This window comes from Achromobacter deleyi (assembly GCF_902859705.1).
Lineage (GTDB): Bacteria > Pseudomonadota > Gammaproteobacteria > Burkholderiales > Burkholderiaceae_B > Achromobacter > Achromobacter deleyi.
Window position 1 is genome coordinate 49516 of the sequence record NZ_CADIJO010000021.1, and the last position, 18205, is coordinate 67720.

14 protein-coding genes are annotated in these 18205 nt (G+C 67.1%); 4 read left to right on the top strand and 10 right to left on the bottom strand.

The genetic code is table 11. The features are described 5' to 3' along the window. Positions 1-239 precede the first annotated feature (239 nt). The 3 genes from HV798_RS24335 to HV798_RS24345 are packed head-to-tail and all read right to left on the bottom strand — an operon-like array spanning position 240 to position 3537. Positions 240-1301, bottom strand: a complete 1062-nt coding sequence (locus HV798_RS24335; protein ID WP_175193308.1) for an NAD(P)H-dependent flavin oxidoreductase — start codon at positions 1299-1301, stop codon at positions 240-242. An 18-nt stretch (positions 1302-1319) separates the two neighbouring features. Next, positions 1320-2297 (bottom strand): tripartite tricarboxylate transporter substrate binding protein, encoded by a 978-nt coding sequence (locus HV798_RS24340; RefSeq protein WP_175193307.1) that lies wholly within the window; start codon positions 2295-2297, stop codon positions 1320-1322. Positions 2298-2331: 34 nt separating this feature from the next. After that, a complete protein-coding gene (locus HV798_RS24345) occupies positions 2332-3537 on the bottom strand; it encodes a YbfB/YjiJ family MFS transporter (protein WP_175193306.1) in 1206 nt (401 codons plus the stop codon). A gap of 65 nt (positions 3538-3602) precedes the next feature. On the opposite strand from HV798_RS24345, the gene HV798_RS24350 reads away from it, so the two are divergent. Then, positions 3603-4475: a LysR family transcriptional regulator gene (locus tag HV798_RS24350; protein WP_175193305.1), complete on the top strand. Its 873-nt coding sequence runs from the start codon at positions 3603-3605 to the stop codon at positions 4473-4475. A gap of 16 nt (positions 4476-4491) precedes the next feature. Here the strand turns inward: HV798_RS24350 and HV798_RS24355 are convergent, their stop codons facing one another. From HV798_RS24355 to HV798_RS24380, 6 genes are all read right to left on the bottom strand, one after another. After that, entirely contained in the window at positions 4492-5130 is a 639-nt protein-coding gene (locus HV798_RS24355; protein ID WP_175193304.1) for an OmpW/AlkL family protein, read from the bottom strand. Between the two features lie 153 nt (positions 5131-5283). Further along, positions 5284-5811 (bottom strand): chromate transporter, encoded by a 528-nt coding sequence (locus HV798_RS24360; RefSeq protein WP_025139920.1) that lies wholly within the window; start codon positions 5809-5811, stop codon positions 5284-5286. Further along, positions 5808-6395: a chromate transporter gene (locus tag HV798_RS24365; RefSeq protein ID WP_175193303.1), complete on the bottom strand. Its 588-nt coding sequence runs from the start codon at positions 6393-6395 to the stop codon at positions 5808-5810. Before HV798_RS24365 ends, HV798_RS24360 begins: the two co-directional genes overlap by 4 nt. 125 nt (positions 6396-6520) lie before the next feature. Beyond that, positions 6521-7987 (bottom strand): glutamate synthase subunit beta, encoded by a 1467-nt coding sequence (locus tag HV798_RS24370; RefSeq protein WP_175193302.1) that lies wholly within the window; start codon positions 7985-7987, stop codon positions 6521-6523. Positions 7988-7995: 8 nt separating this feature from the next. After that, positions 7996-12735, bottom strand: coding sequence for a glutamate synthase-related protein (locus HV798_RS24375; protein WP_175193301.1), 4740 nt, complete (start codon positions 12733-12735; stop codon positions 7996-7998). 367 nt (positions 12736-13102) lie between these two features. Continuing rightward, a complete protein-coding gene (locus HV798_RS24380; protein ID WP_025139916.1) occupies positions 13103-13873 on the bottom strand; it encodes a hypothetical protein in 771 nt (256 codons plus the stop codon). A 233-nt stretch (positions 13874-14106) separates the two neighbouring features. Between HV798_RS24380 and fghA the strand changes: the two genes are divergently transcribed. From fghA to rpoH, 3 genes are all read left to right on the top strand, one after another. Further along, positions 14107-14970 carry an S-formylglutathione hydrolase gene (gene fghA / locus HV798_RS24385; protein ID WP_175193300.1) on the top strand — a complete coding sequence of 288 codons (864 nt, stop codon included), beginning with the start codon at positions 14107-14109 and terminating at the stop codon, positions 14968-14970. Positions 14971-15067: 97 nt separating this feature from the next. Next, positions 15068-15757 (top strand): hypothetical protein, encoded by a 690-nt coding sequence (locus HV798_RS24390; RefSeq protein WP_175193299.1) that lies wholly within the window; start codon positions 15068-15070, stop codon positions 15755-15757. A 189-nt stretch (positions 15758-15946) separates the two neighbouring features. After that, positions 15947-16867 (top strand): RNA polymerase sigma factor RpoH, encoded by a 921-nt coding sequence (rpoH, locus tag HV798_RS24395; protein WP_369797722.1) that lies wholly within the window; start codon positions 15947-15949, stop codon positions 16865-16867. A gap of 313 nt (positions 16868-17180) precedes the next feature. Here the strand turns inward: rpoH and cpdA are convergent, their stop codons facing one another. After that, positions 17181-18020 carry a 3',5'-cyclic-AMP phosphodiesterase gene (gene cpdA, locus HV798_RS24400; RefSeq protein WP_175193298.1) on the bottom strand — a complete coding sequence of 280 codons (840 nt, stop codon included), beginning with the start codon at positions 18018-18020 and terminating at the stop codon, positions 17181-17183. Between the last annotated feature and the right edge of the window lie 185 nt (positions 18021-18205).

Here is an 18205-nt window from a genome sequence, read left to right on the forward strand (position 1 = left end):
GCGAATGCCCTGCTGCCGCGCTCGTGGGCGGGCGGAAAGACCGGCCGGCGCGAGCGAGACAGGCTGCGTCGGGAAGCGCCCTGTTACTCATATGCCGGGTGCAGGAAGACAAACTGTTGCACCCAGCGGCGAGGGGCCATTGTAGCCCGATGATTTGTCACCGCAGTGCGGTATGGCTGTCCGTGGAACAGTGTTTTCGCCCCGGGGAACAATCGACGGGCCGCCGGCGGGCCCCCGCGTCAGCCGTCAGAGCGCGCCGTTGCGGTCTCGCGGACCAGCCGGGCGACCAGCGCGGCCGTGCTTTCGCGCCGGGCCAGCGGGGCGCCCTGGCCTGCCCAGAGGGACAGAACGGCCACGTTGCCGGCTTTGCCGCCCGCCGTGCGCATCGGGCGCGTCAGCGCATTCTGCAGGGGGTACGGCAGGATGTCGTCTGATAATTGGTCGGCATCCCGCATGAAGGAATTCACGATGCCGCGGGCCGGACGTCCGGAGAAAGCCCGCGTCACCCGGGATTGCTCGGCGCGCGAGGCGGGCAGCACCGCCTTGTAGGCGTCGTTGATGCCGGCTTCGTCGGTGGTCAGGAAGGCCGTCCCCATTTGTGCGGCCTGGGCGCCCAGGGCCAGCGCGGCCGCAATGCCGCGGCCGTCCATGATGCCGCCGGACGCAATCACAGGCACCGACACCGCGTCGGCGATCTGCGGTACCAGCGCCATGGTGCCGATCAGCGAATGCTCGAAATCGTCCAGGAAGGTGCCCCGATGGCCGCCCGCTTCGGCGCCCTGGGCCACGATGGCGTCCACCCCGTCCTGCTCCAGCGCCATGGCCTCGCGCACCGTGGTGGCGGTGCCGACCGTCAGGATGCCCAGCTCGCGGCAGCGAGCCAGTGCATCGGCGGGCATGCGGCCGAACGTGAAGCTGAAGACCGCCGGCCGCGCGCGCAGCACCGCGTCGATCTGGCCGGGCAACGGGTCGGCCTGGGGGCCGGGAGCCGCGGGCGCCGGCAGGCCCAACTGCGCGTGGTAGCGGGCCATCAGGTCCAGCATGCGGGCGGCGTCGCCGTGGTAGGGCTGCTCGGACACCGAGGCGAACAGATTGATCGCGAATGGCCGGTCGGTACGTTCGCGGATCGCGCCCGCGGCCGCGTCAATCTGTTCGGGAGTGAGGTAAGCCGCCCCAAGGGACCCCAGGACGCCCGCCTTCGACGCCTCGGACACCAGCTCGACCGTCGTCGCGCCGCCGGCCATGGGCGCCTGGATGATGGGGTGGTCGAGCTTGAGCTGATCGAGAAGGCGGGATGCCATGGAAGTCTCCTGGTTGGTTTACTGAAGCTGGATGTTTCCAGCCTTGATGACGTGGGCCCACTTGGCCGTTTCGCTCTTGATGAATGCGCCGAATTCCTCGGGCGTGCCGCCGCCGGCCTGGCTGCCGGTGTCGGCAATGGCCTTCTGCACGTCCGCTTCCTTCAGGATGCGGTTGAGCTCGGCGTTGAGCTTGGCGATGATGGGCGCGGGGGTGCCGGCGGGAGCGACGATGCCCTGCCAGTTGTACGACTCGAAACCCGGCAGGCCGGATTCCGCCATGGTGGGCACGTCCGGCAGCACGGCCAGGCGCTGGGCCGACGTCACCGCGATCGGATGGATCTTCTTGCCCTGGATGGCAGGCAGCGCCGAATAGCCCATTTCGAACATCATCGAGATATGGCCGCCCATCAGGTCGGTCGCGGCCAGGCTGCCGCCCTTGTACGGTACGTGCACGATGTCGATCTTGGCCTGCTCGCGGAACATTTCACCCGACAGGTGGTGTGCGCCGCCCACGCCAGACGAACCGAACGAGAGCTTGCCCGGCTGCTTCTTGGCCATGGCGATCAGGTCGGCCAGCGTCTTGACCGGCAGCTCGTTGTTCACGCTGAGCACCAGCGGGCTGTTTTCGATCAGGATGACCGGCGCCAGGTCTTTCAGCGGGTCATAGGGCATGTCCTTCATCAGAGACGGGTTCACCGCCATCGGCGCCAGGTTGCCGGTGCCGATGGTGTAGCCGTCCGGGGCGGCCTTGGCGATGAGGTTGGTGCCGACGACGCCACCCGCCCCGGCCTTGTTTTCCACCACGATGGGCTGGCCCAGCGATTCGCCCAGCTTGCGCGCGAGCAGGCGCACGCGGGTGTCGGCAAAGCCGCCCGGGGCGTAGGGCACGATCATGGTGATGGGTTTGGCGGGCCAGTCGGTGGCCTGGGCCTGAGCGGCGCCGCTGAAGGCGGCGAAGGCCGCCAGGGCGGCGACCAGGGGGCGTAGCGATTTCATGCTGGGTGACTCCTCTTTCTAATGTGATGGGTTCCTAGGAACCGATCGCATTATGCCCAGCGTTGGGGGCGGCGACGCTGATATTTCCCAAGCGCCAGGCCGACAGCGCCAGCAGCGCCGCGCCGCCCGCCAGCACCTGCGGCAAACCGGCGCCCCAGCGGGCCGCGCCCGAGGCCAGCAGCGGGCCCAGGATCTGCCCGGCGGCAAAGGCCGACGTCATGATGGCAGCGGCGCGCGGCGCAGCCGGCCCGGCCAGGCGCTGGGCGGCCAGCATGCCCGCCTGGGTGATGACCATGAACGTGCCGCCTACCAGCACCGCCGCGACGATGACGGCGGCTAGCGTGTGCCAGATCGCCACGGCCAGCATGCCCAGCGCCATCACGGCTTGCGCGCCACGCCAGACCGCCTTGTCGTCCAGCGCTTGCGCCACGCGGGGCGCAAGCAGGCAGGACAGCGCGGCCGCCAGGCCGAACAGCGGCCAGGCCCAGCCGAACACCGCGGGGTCGGGAACGATCTCGCGGGCCATGGCCGGCAGGAATGTGGCGGGAATGATGTAGCCGGCGCCGAAGATGCCGTAGTGCAACGCCAGCCGGCCGATGCCTGGAGGCAGGCCGGCAGTCGCGGCCACCGTTCCCAGGTGCGCCTTGGCATCGGCGCGGGACAGGCGTGGCCAGGCCAGCGCGGACAAGCCCAGGGTCAGGATGCCCAGCGCCGTCCAGTTGCCGTTGGCGTCGGCGCCCGCGGCCATCAGCGCCAGGCAGGCCAGGCCCGTCAGGGCGATGCCGGCGCCAACCCCGGCGTAGGTGATGGCGGCGACGGCCGGCCGGCGCGGATCGTCGGCGGCCACAGGCCGGGCGGCGGCAATGCAGATGAAGGCGCTGGCGCTGGCGTAGCCCGCCGCCAGCCGCAGCAGGGCCCAGGCCAGCACGCCGTGGACCCAGGGCATTGCCAGGGTCAACAAGCCCACGGCCAGCAGACTGGTGGCCAGCATGGCGCGCGGATGGCGCGGCGGGCGCACCGCCGCGGCCAAGGCGCCCAGCAGGTAGCCCGCGTAATTGGCCGATGCCAGCCAGCTGCCCTGCGCCAGCGACAGCCCCGCCTCCTGGGCCATCAGCGGCCAGACGGGGGTGAAGGCGAACCGGCCGATGCCCATGGCGGCGGCCAGGGCCAGCGCGGCAGGCCAGGCCAGCGAGACGGCCCCGCGCGGGCGGACGGAATCAGGGTGGGTGGCTATTGACATGGGTCCCACTCTACGGCTGTACTAATATCTTGAATAGTGAATTATTAAGAACATGAGTTCTTGAAATGAGAAACTTAGACCTCGACGCGTTGCAGATTTTCAAGGCGGTGGCCGACCACGGCGGCGTGGCGCGCGCCGCGGCCCACCTGAATCGGGTGCAGTCCAATGTGTCGACGCGCCTGAAGCAACTGGAAAGTTCGCTGGCGGCGCCGCTCTTTCGGCGCCAGAACCGGCGGCTGGTGCTGTCCGACCAGGGGCGCGTGCTGCTGTCCTATGCCGACCGCCTGCTGCGCCTGTCGGCCGAGGCCCAGGCCGCGGTGCGCGACGGCGCGCCGCAGGGCCTGCTGCGCATCGGCACCATGGAAAGCACGGCTGCCGCGCGCCTGCCGCCCATCCTGGCGGCCTACCACGCGGCCTGGCCGCAAGTGCGCATCGAACTGATCACCGGCACGTCGGGCGCCTTGGCGGCCAAGGTGCGCAACTACGAGATCGAAGCCGCCTTCGTGGCCGAACCGTTCGACGCCCAGGGCCTGGCGCAACAGCCGGCCTTCCAGGAAGAACTGGCGCTGATTTCCCCCTTGGCCTGGCCTGAAATCCATGGCCCCCAAGATGTGGGCGACCGCAGCGTCATCGCGTTCACGGCCGGCTGTTCGTACCGCCGCATCCTGGAATCGTGGTTCGGCCAGGCAGGCGTGGCGCCGGGCAAGGTCATGGAATTCGCCTCGTATCACGCCATCGTGGCCTGCGTGGCCGCGGGTTCGGGCGTGGCCATCGTGCCGCGTTCGGTGCTGGCCGTGCTGGGGGCGCAAGCGTCGCTGCGCGTTACACCCCTGTCCGGTCAGCACGGCCGCGCGCAGACGCAGCTGGTCTGGCGCGCAGATGACGAAACGCCTGCATTGCAGGCGTTTCAGGACATGCTTGCGCAGCGCCGCCCATGATGGGCGGGCTTTGGGGTCAGAAGCGGTAGCCGACGCCCATGGTCAGCACCCACGGGTCGATGCGCGCGGTGCCGATGTGTTCGCCGTTCAGCTTCACCTTCGACTTGATGTCGATGTAGCGGATGTCGGCGTTCATGAACCAGCGTTCGTTGATCTTGATGTCCGCGCCCAGTTGCGCAGCCACGCCCCACGAGTCGCCCATCTTCAGGTCCGAACCCTTCAGCGCGCCTTCGGCCTTGGTGTCGAAGAACTTGGTGTAGTTGATGCCCACGCCGATGTAGGGCTGGACCATGCTGTCGGGCAGGATGTGCCATTGCAGGCTGAGCGTGGGCGGCAATTGCTTGCTCGAACCGATCTTGCCCAGGCCGCTGCCGTGCACGTCATGCTGGAACGGCCAGGCGCCCAGCAGTTCGATGCCGATGTTGCGCGTGGCCATGTAGGCCAGCGTGAAGCTGGGGCGCACATTGTTGTTGGCATCGAGCTTGACGCTGCCGTCGAGCACGGTGCCGTTGTTCGATGCGGGGCGGACCTGCGTTGCGCCGACCCGGAACAGGATGTCGCCGGCTTCGTGGGCCTGGGCGGGGGCGGCAAACGCGCCGGCAGCGATCAGGCCGGCGATGGCGGTGGCGCGGATACGCCCATTCAGCGAAAACATTTTCTTCTCCGATCTTTCCATGGGGTGAGTGGAAAGGTTCGCAGACCCGGCGCCGGGGCCGGTTGATATGCGTCAAACGCTGCGGGCAAGCCGGCGCCGCCGTGGCTGCACTGCAACAACGGGCAGCGCAGACGGCAAGCGCAAGGGGGGGAATCAGGCCAGCGCGGCCAGGAACACGGCGGCGCCCAGCGCCAGCATCAGGAAGGGGCTGACCCGCGTGTAGACCAGCGCCAACGTGGATGCCGCGGCCACGCCCCAGGCCCACGCGCCGCCTTCGGCCGCGCGCAGCACGGTGCATGACGATGCCAGGATCATGCCGGCGGCGACCGGCACCAGTCCGGCTTCGATGGCGCGCACGCAGGTCGCGTGGCGGTAGCGGGCCCAGACTCGCGCCAGCGCATAGATCAGCAGCGAACAGGGCAGGAAGATCGCGATCGACGCGGCGATCGCACCGGCCCATCCACCGACGTGCCAGCCGATCAGCGTCACCAGCAGCGAGGCCGGACCGGGCGTGATGCGCGACAGCGCGAAGTAGTCCAGGAATTGCGATTCGTTGATCCAGCCATAGCTGTCCACCGCCTGGCGGTGGATGTCGGGCAGGATGCTCTGGCCGCCGCCCACCGTCAGGAACGACAGCGGCGTGAACACCGAGAACAGGTCGTGCAGCAGGGCCAGGTTCATGATTGCCGTTCCTGGCGACCCTGCTGGCGCAAGCGGCTGTAGGCGATGCCGATGGACAGCGGCGCCATGGCGCCCACCACCCACAGCAAGGGCAGGCGCAACAGGAAGATCGCGGCAAAGGTCACGCCCATGATCGCGGCCGGCACCCAACCCACCAGCGCGCGCCGCGCGGCGCGCAAGCCCGTCTGCAGCGATACGCCCACCGCCGCGGCCGCCACGCCCGCCATGGCCACGTGCAGCCCCTGCGACTGCGCCATGCTGGCAAACAGCGCGGCCACGCCGATGGCCACGATCATCGGCGGCACCGTGATGCCCAGGCCGCCCAGCAAGGCCCCCGGGCCGCCGCGCAGCCGAAACCCGATCCAGATGGCCAGGTTCACCACGTTCACGCCGGGAAACGATTGCGCCAGCGCCAGCCCGCTCAGAAAGTCGGATTCCGACATCCAGCGCCGGTGCTGCACGAATTCGCGCATCATCCAGCCGCTCAGGCCGCCGCCAAAGCTGGTCAGGCCAACCTTGGTGAAGGCCAGGAATATCTGCGGCAGCGTCGGCGGGGCGGCAAGCTCGGGGTCGGAGGCGGACATGGCGGGGGCGGCGGCGGATCGATGCCGCATCTTACGGAAACCAGAATGTCGGTTGCCTGAAAAGACTTCGCCGCCTTGGCACCAGGTGCAAAAGGCGGCGAATTCAGGGCGTTGTGCGCCGGGAATCAGCGCGGCAGTTCGCTCGACCCCATCAGGTAGGCATCCACCGAACGCGCGCACTGACGGCCTTCGCGGATGGCCCAGACCACCAGGGACTGGCCGCGGCGCATGTCGCCGGCGGTGAAGACCTTTTCCACGTTGGTGCGGTAGTCGTCGGTGTTGGCGCGCACGTTGCCGCGCGCATCGCGATCCACGCCGAAGGCATCCAGCACGGTCTGCACCGGCGACACGAAGCCCATGGCCAGCAGCACCAGGTCGGCCTTGATCTCGAATTCCGAGCCTTCGACCTCGCGCATCTTCATCTGGCCGGTGGACTCGTCCTTGAACCATTCGACGCGGGCGCCGACCAGCTTTTCGACCTTGCCGTTGCTGCCCTTGAGCAGCTTGGTGGTCACGGACCAGTCGCGGTCGCAGCCTTCTTCGTGCGACGACGACGTGCGCATCTTCAGCGGCCAATACGGCCACGTCATGGTCTTGTTCTCGGACTCGGGCGGCTGGGGCATCAGTTCGAACTGCGTGACCGAGGCCGCGCCGTGGCGGTTGCTGGTGCCCACGCAATCGGACCCGGTGTCGCCGCCGCCGATCACCACTACGTGCTTGCCCTTGGCCAGCGTCTGGTTGGTGAGGCGGTCGCCGGCCACGGCCTTGTTCTGCTGGCGCAGGAAATCCATGGCGTAATACACGCCCGACAGTTCACGGCCCGGCACCGGCAGGTCGCGCGGGGTTTCCGAGCCGCCGCTCATCACCACGGCGTCGAACTCGGCCAGCAGCGATTGCGGGGTGCGCACGGTCAGGCCGTCGGCCACGGGGTCGGTCGGGTTGCCGACGTAGGTCGACGGCGCGAATTCCACGCCTTCGGCTTCCATCTGCGAGATGCGGCGGTCGATCTGGTGCTTTTCCAGCTTGAAATCGGGGATGCCGTAGCGCAGCAGGCCGCCGATGCGGTCGCTCTTTTCGAACAGCGTCACCGAGTGGCCGGCGCGCGCCAGTTGCTGGGCGCAGGCCATGCCGGCGGGGCCGGAACCTACTACTGCGACCTTCTTGCCGGTCTTGCGGGCGGGCAGCAGCGGGGTCACCCAGCCTTCGGCCCAACCCTTGTCGATGATGGCGTGCTCGATGGACTTGATGCCGACAGCGTCGCTGTTGATGTTCAAGGTACAGGCAGCCTCACACGGCGCCGGGCAGATGCGGCCGGTGAACTCGGGGAAGTTGTTGGTCGAATGCAGCACGTCCAGCGCGCGGCGCCAGTCCTGCTTGTAGACCAGGTCGTTCCAGTCCGGAATGATGTTGTTGACCGGGCAGCCGTTGTTGCAGAACGGGATGCCGCAGTCCATGCAGCGCGCCGCTTGCTGCTTGGCCTGGTCGTCGGTCAGGTGCAGCACGAATTCGCGCCAGTTCTTCAGCCGCTTCTGCGGGGCCTCGGAGGCCTCCTGCAGACGCTGAAATTCCATAAAGCCGGTAATCTTTCCCATGGTATCCCTCACGCAGCCAGTTGTTGCGGGTTGGCTGCACGCCACATTTCACCCAATGCGCGGCGGTAGTCCGTCGGCATGACCTTTACGAATTTGCCGCGCGACGCTTCCCAGTCGCCCAGGATTTCGCGGGCGCGGAAGCTGCCGGTGTAGCGGAAGTGGTCTTCCACCAGGCGGCGCAGGATGGTTTCATCCGTTTCGCGTTCGCCACCGCGCTGCGCGCTGTGCCAGACGTCGATGTTGTTCTGGGCCTGCTGCTCCGCGTGCGGGGCCACGGCTTCCAGTTCGACCATCGACAGGTTGGCGCGATGCTTGAGCGTGCGCTCGGGGTCCCACACGTACGCCACGCCGCCCGACATGCCTGCGGCGAAGTTGCGGCCGGTGGCGCCCAGCACCACGACGGTGCCGCCGGTCATGTATTCGCAGCCGTGGTCGCCCGTGCCTTCCACCACCGTGGCGGCGCCCGAGTTGCGCACGGCGAAACGTTCGCCGGCCACGCCGTTGAAGAAGGCTTCACCGGCCAGCGCGCCGTACAGGACGGTGTTGCCGGCGATGATGTGGTCGGGGCCGAAGCCGCGGAAGTCGTTGGGCGAGCGCACGATGATGCGGCCGCCGGACAGGCCCTTGCCCACGTAGTCGTTGCCTTCGCCGACCAGGTCCATGGTGATGCCATGGGCCAGGAAGGCGCCGAAGCTCTGGCCGGCCGTGCCGTTGCACTGGATGTGGATCGTGTCGTCCGGCAGGCCGTCATGGCCGTAGCGCGAGGCCACCGCGCCCGACAGCATGGCGCCGATGGTGCGGTTGCGGTTGCGCACCGGCACGATGAACGAGACCTTCTCGCCGCGCTCCAGCGCCGGCTTGCTGCGTTCGATCAGCTGGTGATCCAGCGCACCGGCCAGGCCGTGGTCCTGCTCTTCGGTCTGGCGCACATCGGCGTCGGATTGGGTCTGGTGGAACACGCGGGCAAAGTCCAGACCCTGGGCCTTCCAGTGCTCGACGCCCGAGCGCATGTCCAGCAGGTCGGCGCGGCCGATCAGGTCGTCGAACTTGCGGATGCCCAGCTGGGCCATGATCTCGCGCACTTCTTCGGCGATGAAGAAGAAGAAGTTGACGACGTGTTCGGGCTTGCCCTGGAACTTCTTGCGCAGCACCGGATCCTGCGTGGCCACGCCCACCGGGCACGTGTTCAGGTGGCACTTGCGCATCATGATGCAGCCTTCGACGACCAGCGGCGCCGTGGCAAAGCCGAATTCGTCGGCGCCCAGCAGCGCGCCGATGACGACGTCGCGGCCGGTCTTCATCTGGCCGTCGGCCTGCACGCGGATGCGGCTGCGCAGGCGGTTCAGCACCAGCGTCTGCTGCGTTTCGGCCAAGCCCAGTTCCCAGGGCGTGCCCACGTGCTTGATGGACGACACCGGCGATGCGCCCGTGCCGCCGTCGTGGCCGGCGATCACGACGTGATCGGCCTTGGCCTTGGCGACGCCCGCGGCCACCGTGCCCACGCCCACTTCCGACACCAGCTTGACCGAGATGGATGCGCGGGCGTTGACGTTCTTCAGGTCGTGGATCAGTTGGGCCAGGTCTTCGATCGAGTAGATGTCATGGTGCGGCGGGGGAGAAATCAGGCCCACGCCCGGCACCGAATAGCGCAGCTTGGCGATGTATTCCGACACCTTGTGGCCGGGCAGCTGGCCGCCTTCGCCGGGCTTGGCGCCCTGCGCCATCTTGATCTGGATCTGGTCGGCCGACGACAGGTATTCGGCGGTGACGCCGAAGCGGCCCGAGGCGACCTGCTTGATCTTCGAGCGCAGCGAGTCGCCCTTCTTCAAGGCCACGTCGGCTTCGATGCGGTCCGAGCCCAGCAGCGAGGCCAGCGTGTCGCCGTCCTTGATGGTGCTCTTGCCTTCGCGCATTTCGGCGCGGTAGCGCAGTTCGTCTTCGCCGCCTTCGCCGGTATTGGACTTGCCGCCGATGCGGTTCATGGCCACGGCCAGTACCGAGTGGGCTTCGGTCGAGATCGAGCCCAGCGACATGGCGCCGGTGGCAAAGCGCTTGACGATGTCCTTGGCCGATTCGACGTCATCGAGCGGAATGGCGCGCGACGGGTCGAAGCGGAACTCGAACAGGCCGCGCAGCGTCATGTGGCGGCGGCTCTGGTCGTTGATGATCTGCGCGTACTCTTTGTACGTGCGGTAGTTGTTGGCGCGCGAAGCGTGCTGCAGCTTGGCGATGGAGTCCGGCGTCCACATGTGCTCTTCGCCGCGCACGCGATAGGCGTATTCGCCGCCCGCGTCCAGGTCGTTGGCCAGCACCGGGTCGGTGCTGAAGGCCGCGCGGTGCTGTCGCAGCGCTTCTTCGGCCACCTGGAAGATGCCGATGCCTTCGATGTTCGACGACGTGCCGGTGAAGTACTTGTTCACCAGGCTGCTCTGCAGGCCCACGGCTTCGAAGATCTGCGCGCCGGTGTAGGACATGTAGGTGGAAATGCCCATCTTGGACATCACCTTGTTCAGGCCCTTGCCGATTGCCTTGATGAAGTTCTTGACGGCCTTTTCGGGGTCGTTCATCTTGCCCAGCGATTCCAGCGCCAGGTAGGGGTGGATGGCTTCGGCGCCGTAGCCGCCCAGCAGCGCGAAGTGGTGCACCTCGCGGGCCGAGCCGGTTTCGACCACCAGGCCGGTGTTGGTGCGCAGGCCCGCGCGGATCAGGTGCTGGTGCACGGCCGAGGTGGCCAGCAGCGCGGGAATGGCCACGCGCTCGCCGTCGACCAGGCGGTCCGACACGATCAGGATGTTGTAGCCGCTTTGCACCGCATCCACGGCGCGCGCGCACAGCGCGGCCACGCGGGCTTCGATGCCTTCGGGGCCCCAGGCGGCCGGATAGGTGATGTCCAGTTCGAAGCTGCGGAACTTCTTGCCGGTGACCTGTTCGATGTCACGGATCTGCGCCATGGCGGCGAAATCCAGCACCGGCTGCGACACTTCAAGGCGCAGCGGCGGGTTGACGTTGTTGATGTCCAGCAGGTTGGGCTTGGGGCCGATGAACGACACCAGCGACATCACCATCTGTTCGCGGATGGGGTCGATGGGCGGGTTCGTGACCTGGGCGAACAGCTGGCGGAAATAGTTGTAGAACGGCTTGGCGCGGTCGGACAGCACGGCCAGCGGGGCATCGTTGCCCATCGAACCGATCACTTCCTCGCCCGACGTGGCCATGGGTTCGAGGATGAACTTGTAGTCTTCCTGGGTCCAGCCGAAGGCCTGCTGGCGGTCCAGCAGCGACACGGACGATTGCGTCGCCACGGCAGCCTGGCGCGGGGCCGGCAGCGATTCCAGCTTGATCTGCAGGCGCTCGATCCATTGGCGGTACGGGCGGCTGTTGGCCAGTTGCAGCTTGATCTCGGCGTCGTCGATGATGCGGCCTTGTTCCAGGTCGATCAGGAACATCTTGCCCGGCTGCAGGCGCCACTTCTTGACGATGCGGTTTTCGGGAATGGACAGCGTGCCGGCTTCCGAGGCCAGGATGACCATGTCGTCATCGGTGACCAGGTAGCGCGCGGGGCGCAGGCCGTTGCGGTCCAGCGTGGCGCCGATCTGGCGGCCATCGGTGAACGCGACGGCGGCGGGGCCGTCCCACGGCTCCATCATGGCGGCGTGGTACTCGTAGAAGGCGCGGCGGCTTTCGTCCATCTGCGTGTGCTGTTCCCAGGCTTCCGGGATCATCATCATCATGGCGTGGGCCAGCGAGTAGCCCGAGTTCACCAGCAGTTCCAGGCAGTTGTCGAACGTGGCGGTGTCGGACTGGCCTTCGTAGACGATGGGGTACAGCTTCTTCAGGTCGTCGCCCAGCACGGCCGACTGCATCATGCCTTCGCGGGCGCGCAGCCAGTTGAAGTTGCCCTTGACCGTATTGATTTCGCCGTTGTGGGCGATCATGCGGTACGGGTGGGCCAGCGGCCAGGCGGGGAAAGTATTGGTCGAGAAGCGTTGGTGTACCAGCGCCAGCGCGGAGACCGTGCGCGGGTCGGCCAGGTCGCGGTAGTAGCGGCCCACCTGGTCGGCCAGCAGCAGGCCCTTGTAGACCACGGTGCGCACCGAGGCCGACGGCACGAAGTATTCCTTGCCGTGCGCCAGGTGCATGTGCTGGATCGCGTGGCTGGCGGTCTTGCGGATCACGTACAGCTTGCGCTCGAGCGCGTCGGGCACCATCACGTCGGCGCCGCGGCCGATGAACAGCTGGCGGATCACGGGCTCGCAGTCGCGCACGGTGGGCGACATGGGCATGTCGACGTCCACGGGCACGTTGCGCCAGCCCAGCACCACCTGGCCTTCGGCGCGCACCGAGCGTTCCAGCTCTTGTTCGCAGGCCAGGCGCGAGGCGGTTTCCTTGGGCAGGAACACCATGGCCACGCCGTACTCGCCGGGCGGGGGCAGGGTGATGCCGTGCTGGGCGAATTCGTCGCGGTAGAGCGTGTCGGGGATCTGGATCAGGATGCCGGCGCCGTCGCCCATCAGCTTGTCCGCGCCCACCGCGCCGCGGTGATCCAGGTTTTCCAGGATCTTCAGGCCCTGCTGGATGATGGCGTGGCTTTTCTTGCCCTTGATGTGCGCCACGAACCCCACGCCGCAAGCGTCGTGCTCGTTCTTGGGGTGGTAGAGGCCCTGGGCAGGCGGCATGCCGATGCGGGTGGCATCGATCGGGGTCGCCTTGGGCGTGGGACAGGAATCGTTCGGGGTAATTTGGGGCATGGCGCGCTCCGCAGTGAGCCTGCGTCGTAATGTTGCAGTGCAGGAGACGGACAATACCCCCGTCAACAGTAGGGTGCAACAGGAATATAAGGGGTGTGACCCTAATTTATATGATGCACCGTCATAGAGCATTAATATGGTGACGCATCAACGTCCGCGCCAGATAAGGCTTGCCGGGGACGTGTCTTCCGAGTCGCGGGGCCAAGGGTAGTGAAAGTCCTATTTTCCCGATGTTTCGTCCCCATTTATTATGATGTTTTGAGACGTCGGGAACATTGGCGCAAGCGTGACCGGCAGGCGCGAACGCCGGCCGCCGGCGGTGTTCACCGCGGCGCCATGAAAAAAGCGCCCGAAGGCGCTGTCTGTGTCAGGAAGACGAACCGGAAGTGGTCGGTGGCGAGACCGGCGCAGGCGTCGCCGGCTGTTCGGTGTCGGCGGCGGGCGTGGCCGGCTTCTTGCGCGGACGGCCGCGCTGCCCAGGCGCGACGCGGCGGCTGGCCGTGTGCGCCAGGCTGGCGATGAAGTTGGCGCCGCCCAACGCCCATTGGCCGGAGACGGCCTGGTCGATGCGCTGCGTTTCCTCGCGCGACAGGCCGTCCTGCAGGCGCTTGCGGTAGTTGGCCTGGCGGTCGAACGGCGTGTTGCCACACGCCCAGTAGTCGGCGTGGTCGGACTGCCATTGCGCCGGGGCGGCCGTGGTGTTGCCGGTATGGCTGGAGGCCGACGACCAGGGCCAGGAATCAGGATCTTGCGACGCGCCGCTGCGCACGGGGTAGGTTTCCAGCCAGACCAGGGCGGGCAGCACCCAGGCGCCCGGCTCGAGCAATGCCGAGCGGTAGCGGCCTGCGAACACCCGGCCGCCGCGCAGACGCGCTGCGAGGTTGCGGCCCAGCGTCTGCATCAGGCGCGGCAGGCCTTCTTCGTCGGCGGGCGTAGCCAAAAGCAGAATGCGGTCGTTGGCGAGCAGCCAGCCATGGACCGAGACCCGGTGGCGCTGGGCGGATTCGCCCAGCCACGCGGCAAGTTGGTTGAGGATATCGGCCGGGGCGGGCTGGGACGGCGCCGCCAGCGGCTGAATGAAGTTGGCCTGCACCAGTTGGGGCAGCCCAGGGGCGTACAGACGGGGCAGACGGGCCATAGTGTCAGGGCTTGCGCTTCCAGAAGAACGGGTTGTCTTCTCGTACTTATATAAATAGTGCCACGGTGGGCGCTGGTCAAGCCCCGTGATCACAATATGGGCACGGAATCGATACTTTTTATAAGAAGGACCCCGTTTCGGGCAGGTTAACATTCGGCGACGGATCGTCGTACCGTGGATATACCCTAATCCCGACCGTGCTCATTTCAGCCTCATCCCCCCGGAGATCGCCCATGCCCGCCGCCCTGGAACTCATTTCCCAGCATCGCTGTTTTGGCGGCACGCAGCGCTATTACCGCCATGATTCGGCCGAGATCGGCCTGCCGATGCGTTTCTCGGTGTTCGTGCCGCCCCAGGCCGAGCAAGGCCCGGTGCCGGTGCTGGTCTACCTGGCCGGCCTGACCTGCACCGAAGAGACCTTCATGATCAAGGCGGGCGCGCAGCGCCTGGCCGCTGAACTGGGCGTGATGCTCGTGGCGCCCGACACCAGCCCGCGCGGCGCCAACGTGCCCGGCGAAGACGAAAGCTGGGATCTCGGTACCGGCGCCGGCTTCTATGTGGACGCCACCACCGCGGCCTGGCGCGGCCACTACCGTATGGACAGCTACGTCACGCGGGAACTGCACGGCCTCATCACCACCGCCCTGCCCGGCGACGCCGCGCGCGTCGGCCTGTTTGGCCACTCGATGGGCGGCCATGGCGCCCTGGTGCTGGCACTGCGCAACCCGGGTCAATACCGTTCGGTGTCGGCCTTCGCACCCATCGCCGCGCCCAGCCAGTGCCCCTGGGGCAAGAAGGCGTTCGGCGCCTACCTGGGCGACAACCCGGACGACTGGGCGGCCTACGACGCTTCCCGCTTGATGGCTGGCCTGCGCCAGCCCTTTCCCGACGGCATCCTGGTCGACCAGGGCACCGCCGACCAGTTCCTGGCCGAACAGTTGTATCCCGAGGTATTCGAGGCCGCCTGCGCCGCTGCCGGCCAGCCGTTGACGCTGCGTCGCCAGGATGGCTACGACCATGGCTACTACTTCATCTCGACGTTCATCGAAGATCACATCCGGTTTCACGTCGAACGGCTTGGAAAACCGGCCGTCTGAGGCCCCGCTTCTATACTGGGCAGCCTGCCGCGGCAGGCTGTCGGCGCCCGGTGCGCCAGACTGCCCGCCTCGGCGTTCTCGTTAAGGACCGCCTGATTTGATCAACGGAATCGCTCCCTTCGTCTGGATCCTGCTGGCCGCGATCGTCCTGTTCCTGCCGGGCATCGCGATGCTGCTGGGCAAGGGCGGCCCGCGCGACGAGCGGGGCCGTCGCACCTTCCAGTTCCGCCCGGTGCGGCGCCTGTTCGGCCTGATGCTGTTGCTGCTGGGCGGCGTGTCCGGCTTGCTGGCCCTGTCGCTGGTGCAGTTCTTCAGGTTGACCACTGACCAGCCGGTTGCCCGGATCGAGGCGCGCCAGCAGGCCGACGGCCAGTTCCAGGTCAGCGCCACCGCGCCGGGCGTGGGCGCCCGGCAATATGTGTTGTATGGCGACCAGTGGCAGATCGACGCGCGCGTCGTGCGCTGGCGCCTGCCGGCCCTGATGGCCGGCGTGCCGCCGTTGTATCGCCTTGAACGCCTGTCCGGCCGCTACAGCGACACGGCGCGCGAAGCCTCGGCTACCCGTTCGGTGCACGCCCTGGACGACTGGCCTGCGCCGGATCTGGGTCAGCTCAAGCAAAGTTTCCCGAACTGGTTCCCCTTCGTCGATGTCCAATTCGGCAGTGCGGCCTACATGCCGCTTTTCGACGGCGCGAAGTACCAGGTCTTCCTGGACCCCCGCGGCGCCCTGTTCGTCCGCCCGGACGGCGAGTCCACCGCCGAGGGCCTGAAACGCCTGGGCTGGTAGGGGTGAGAGTCCCCACGCTGCACGCGCTTCGCGCGCTTGCTGCCCCCCGTGGGGGCTGCCCGCCCTTGGGGCGGCCCGGCGGGCGGGCGGTTATGAATTTAAATTGGGGACGCGTCGCACGAAGGAAACTTTGACGCGCCGCAATAGTCGAATTAGCACTCCCTTTACTAGAGTGCTAACATCGAATCCATGTCTTTACCCCTTCGCTTTCCGGAGACCGCCGCTATGAAACAACCCAGTACCTCGTTGGCCGCTTCCGGCAACGCCCTGGCGTTGGCCATTGCCAATCCGGGCGCACTCGGCACGATCGACGCGTACATTTCCGCAGTCAATCGCCTGCCGGTCCTGTCCGCCGAGCGCGAGACCGAACTGGGCCGTCGCCTGCGCGACCAGGAAGACCTGGGCGCCGCGCGCGAACTCGTGCTGTCGCACCTGCGCCTGGTGGTGTCGGTGGCTCGCCAGTACCTGGGCTATGGGTTGCCTCACGCCGACCTGATCCAGGAAGGCAACGTCGGTCTGATGAAGGCCGTGAAACGCTTCGACCCCGAGCGCGGCGTGCGCCTGGTGTCGTTCGCCGTGCACTGGATCAAGGCCGAAATCCACGAATACATCATTCGCAACTGGCGTCTGGTCAAGGTGGCTACCACCAAGGCCCAGCGCAAGCTGTTCTTCAACCTGCGCAGCATGCGCCCCGACGGCCAGACGCTCGACCCCGAACAGGTCGATCACATCGCGCGCGAACTCAATGTGCGCCGCGAAGACGTCAGCGAAATGGAAGTGCGCCTGTCCGGCCGCGACATGTCGCTTGAAAACCAGGACGACGATGACGACAGCTACGCGCCCATCGCGTACTTGTCCGACGAAGGCCGCCAGGAACCGACCCGTGTGCTGGAACGCGCTGCGCGCGACCAGCTGCAAAGCTCGGGCCTGTCCGGCGCCCTCGAAGCCCTGGACCCGCGCTCGCGCCGTATCGTCGAAGCCCGCTGGCTGCAAGACGACGGCGGCGCCACGCTGCACGAGCTGGCGCAGGAATTCGGCGTATCCGCCGAACGCATCCGCCAGATCGAAGCGGCCGCACTGAAGAAAATGCGCGGCAACCTCGCCGCCTGATCCTGCATTCGCGCCACGCAAAGGGCTGCCTTGGGCAGCCCTTTTCTTTTGCCTGCGCCGCCTGCGCGTGTACCACGTTGCCGATACAGGCAGGGCGATGCGAGACGCCAATAAATTGATACAAATTCATCGCGAAATAACGCGCAATTCCAGAAACTTAATGAGGTGCGCACCGCCTAACTTCACGTAGACCGCAAACTTTGGTTGGCAGTCTTGTCATCCGTCTCGGCTTCTCCTCTTTCCCCTCCCCTATGAGACGGATGCTTGCGGGGCACCACGCATATGGTGCCCCGTTTTTTATTGCGCGAAGCGCCTATGCTGCCTGCGCGCTACCCGGCTCGGCCTGCGCCGTGTGCCACAGCGCATCCTGCACGCGGCGCACGCCGGTGGCCATCGAGCCATCTTGGTAGAGCTTGATCCAGCGATAGCCCGGCGCCAGGTTGTCCACCACGTGCTTGCCGTCGCGGATGCTGAACTGAAAGCAGGTGGATGGGGTGGCCAGCATGCGCAGGTTGTGCCGGCGGCGATCGAATTCGTGATGCACGTGGCCCCACAGCAGCACGCGCACCTGCGGCCAGCGCGTCAGCAGCTTGAACAGCGCCTGCGGGTTGTCGATCATCATCGAGTCGTGCCAGTGGCTGTCGATCTGCATCGGGTTGTGGTGCATGGCCAATAGCGTGTGCCGGCCGGGCGCCTCGGCCAGGGCGGCTTCCAGCATGTCCAGCTGGCTGTCGGGAAGGTGGCCGGCGTTCGAACCCGGCACGGTGGTGTCCAGCGAGACCACGCGCCAGGCGCCTACGTCGGTCACGGGCATCGACCACTCGGGCAGTTCCTGGCGCATCGCCGCCGGCAGGTCATGGTTGCCGGGCAGGCAGCGGATCTGCGCGCCTTCCAGCGCCGGGGCCGAGCCGAGGGTGGCCGCCAGGCGGCGGTAGGCCGCGGGTTCACCGTCCTGGGACAAGTCGCCGGTGGCCAGAAGCAGGTCGGGATGTTTGCCGTCAGCCTCGATCTGGCGCAGCACGGCGCGCAGGCTGGCATCGGTATTGACGCCCAGCATCACGGTTTCGGGCTCGCCGAACAGGTGGCAATCGGTCAATTGGACAAGCATGGCCGGGGGATCATTGCGCCGGGCCAGGGTGTGGACGCGTGCCAAGTGCGGCTCCTGCAAAGTTCTGCACGGCCACTACCTTACCGAAAAAGTCGCGGCTCGGCGCATGCGCAGCGGTCGGGATGGCGTAACGAAACGTGGTGGGTCATGCGCCCACGGCAGGACTTGCACGAAAACCCGCTATTCTTGTGGAACTTCTCACAAGCTTCATGATCGGGACGCGGCGTTTT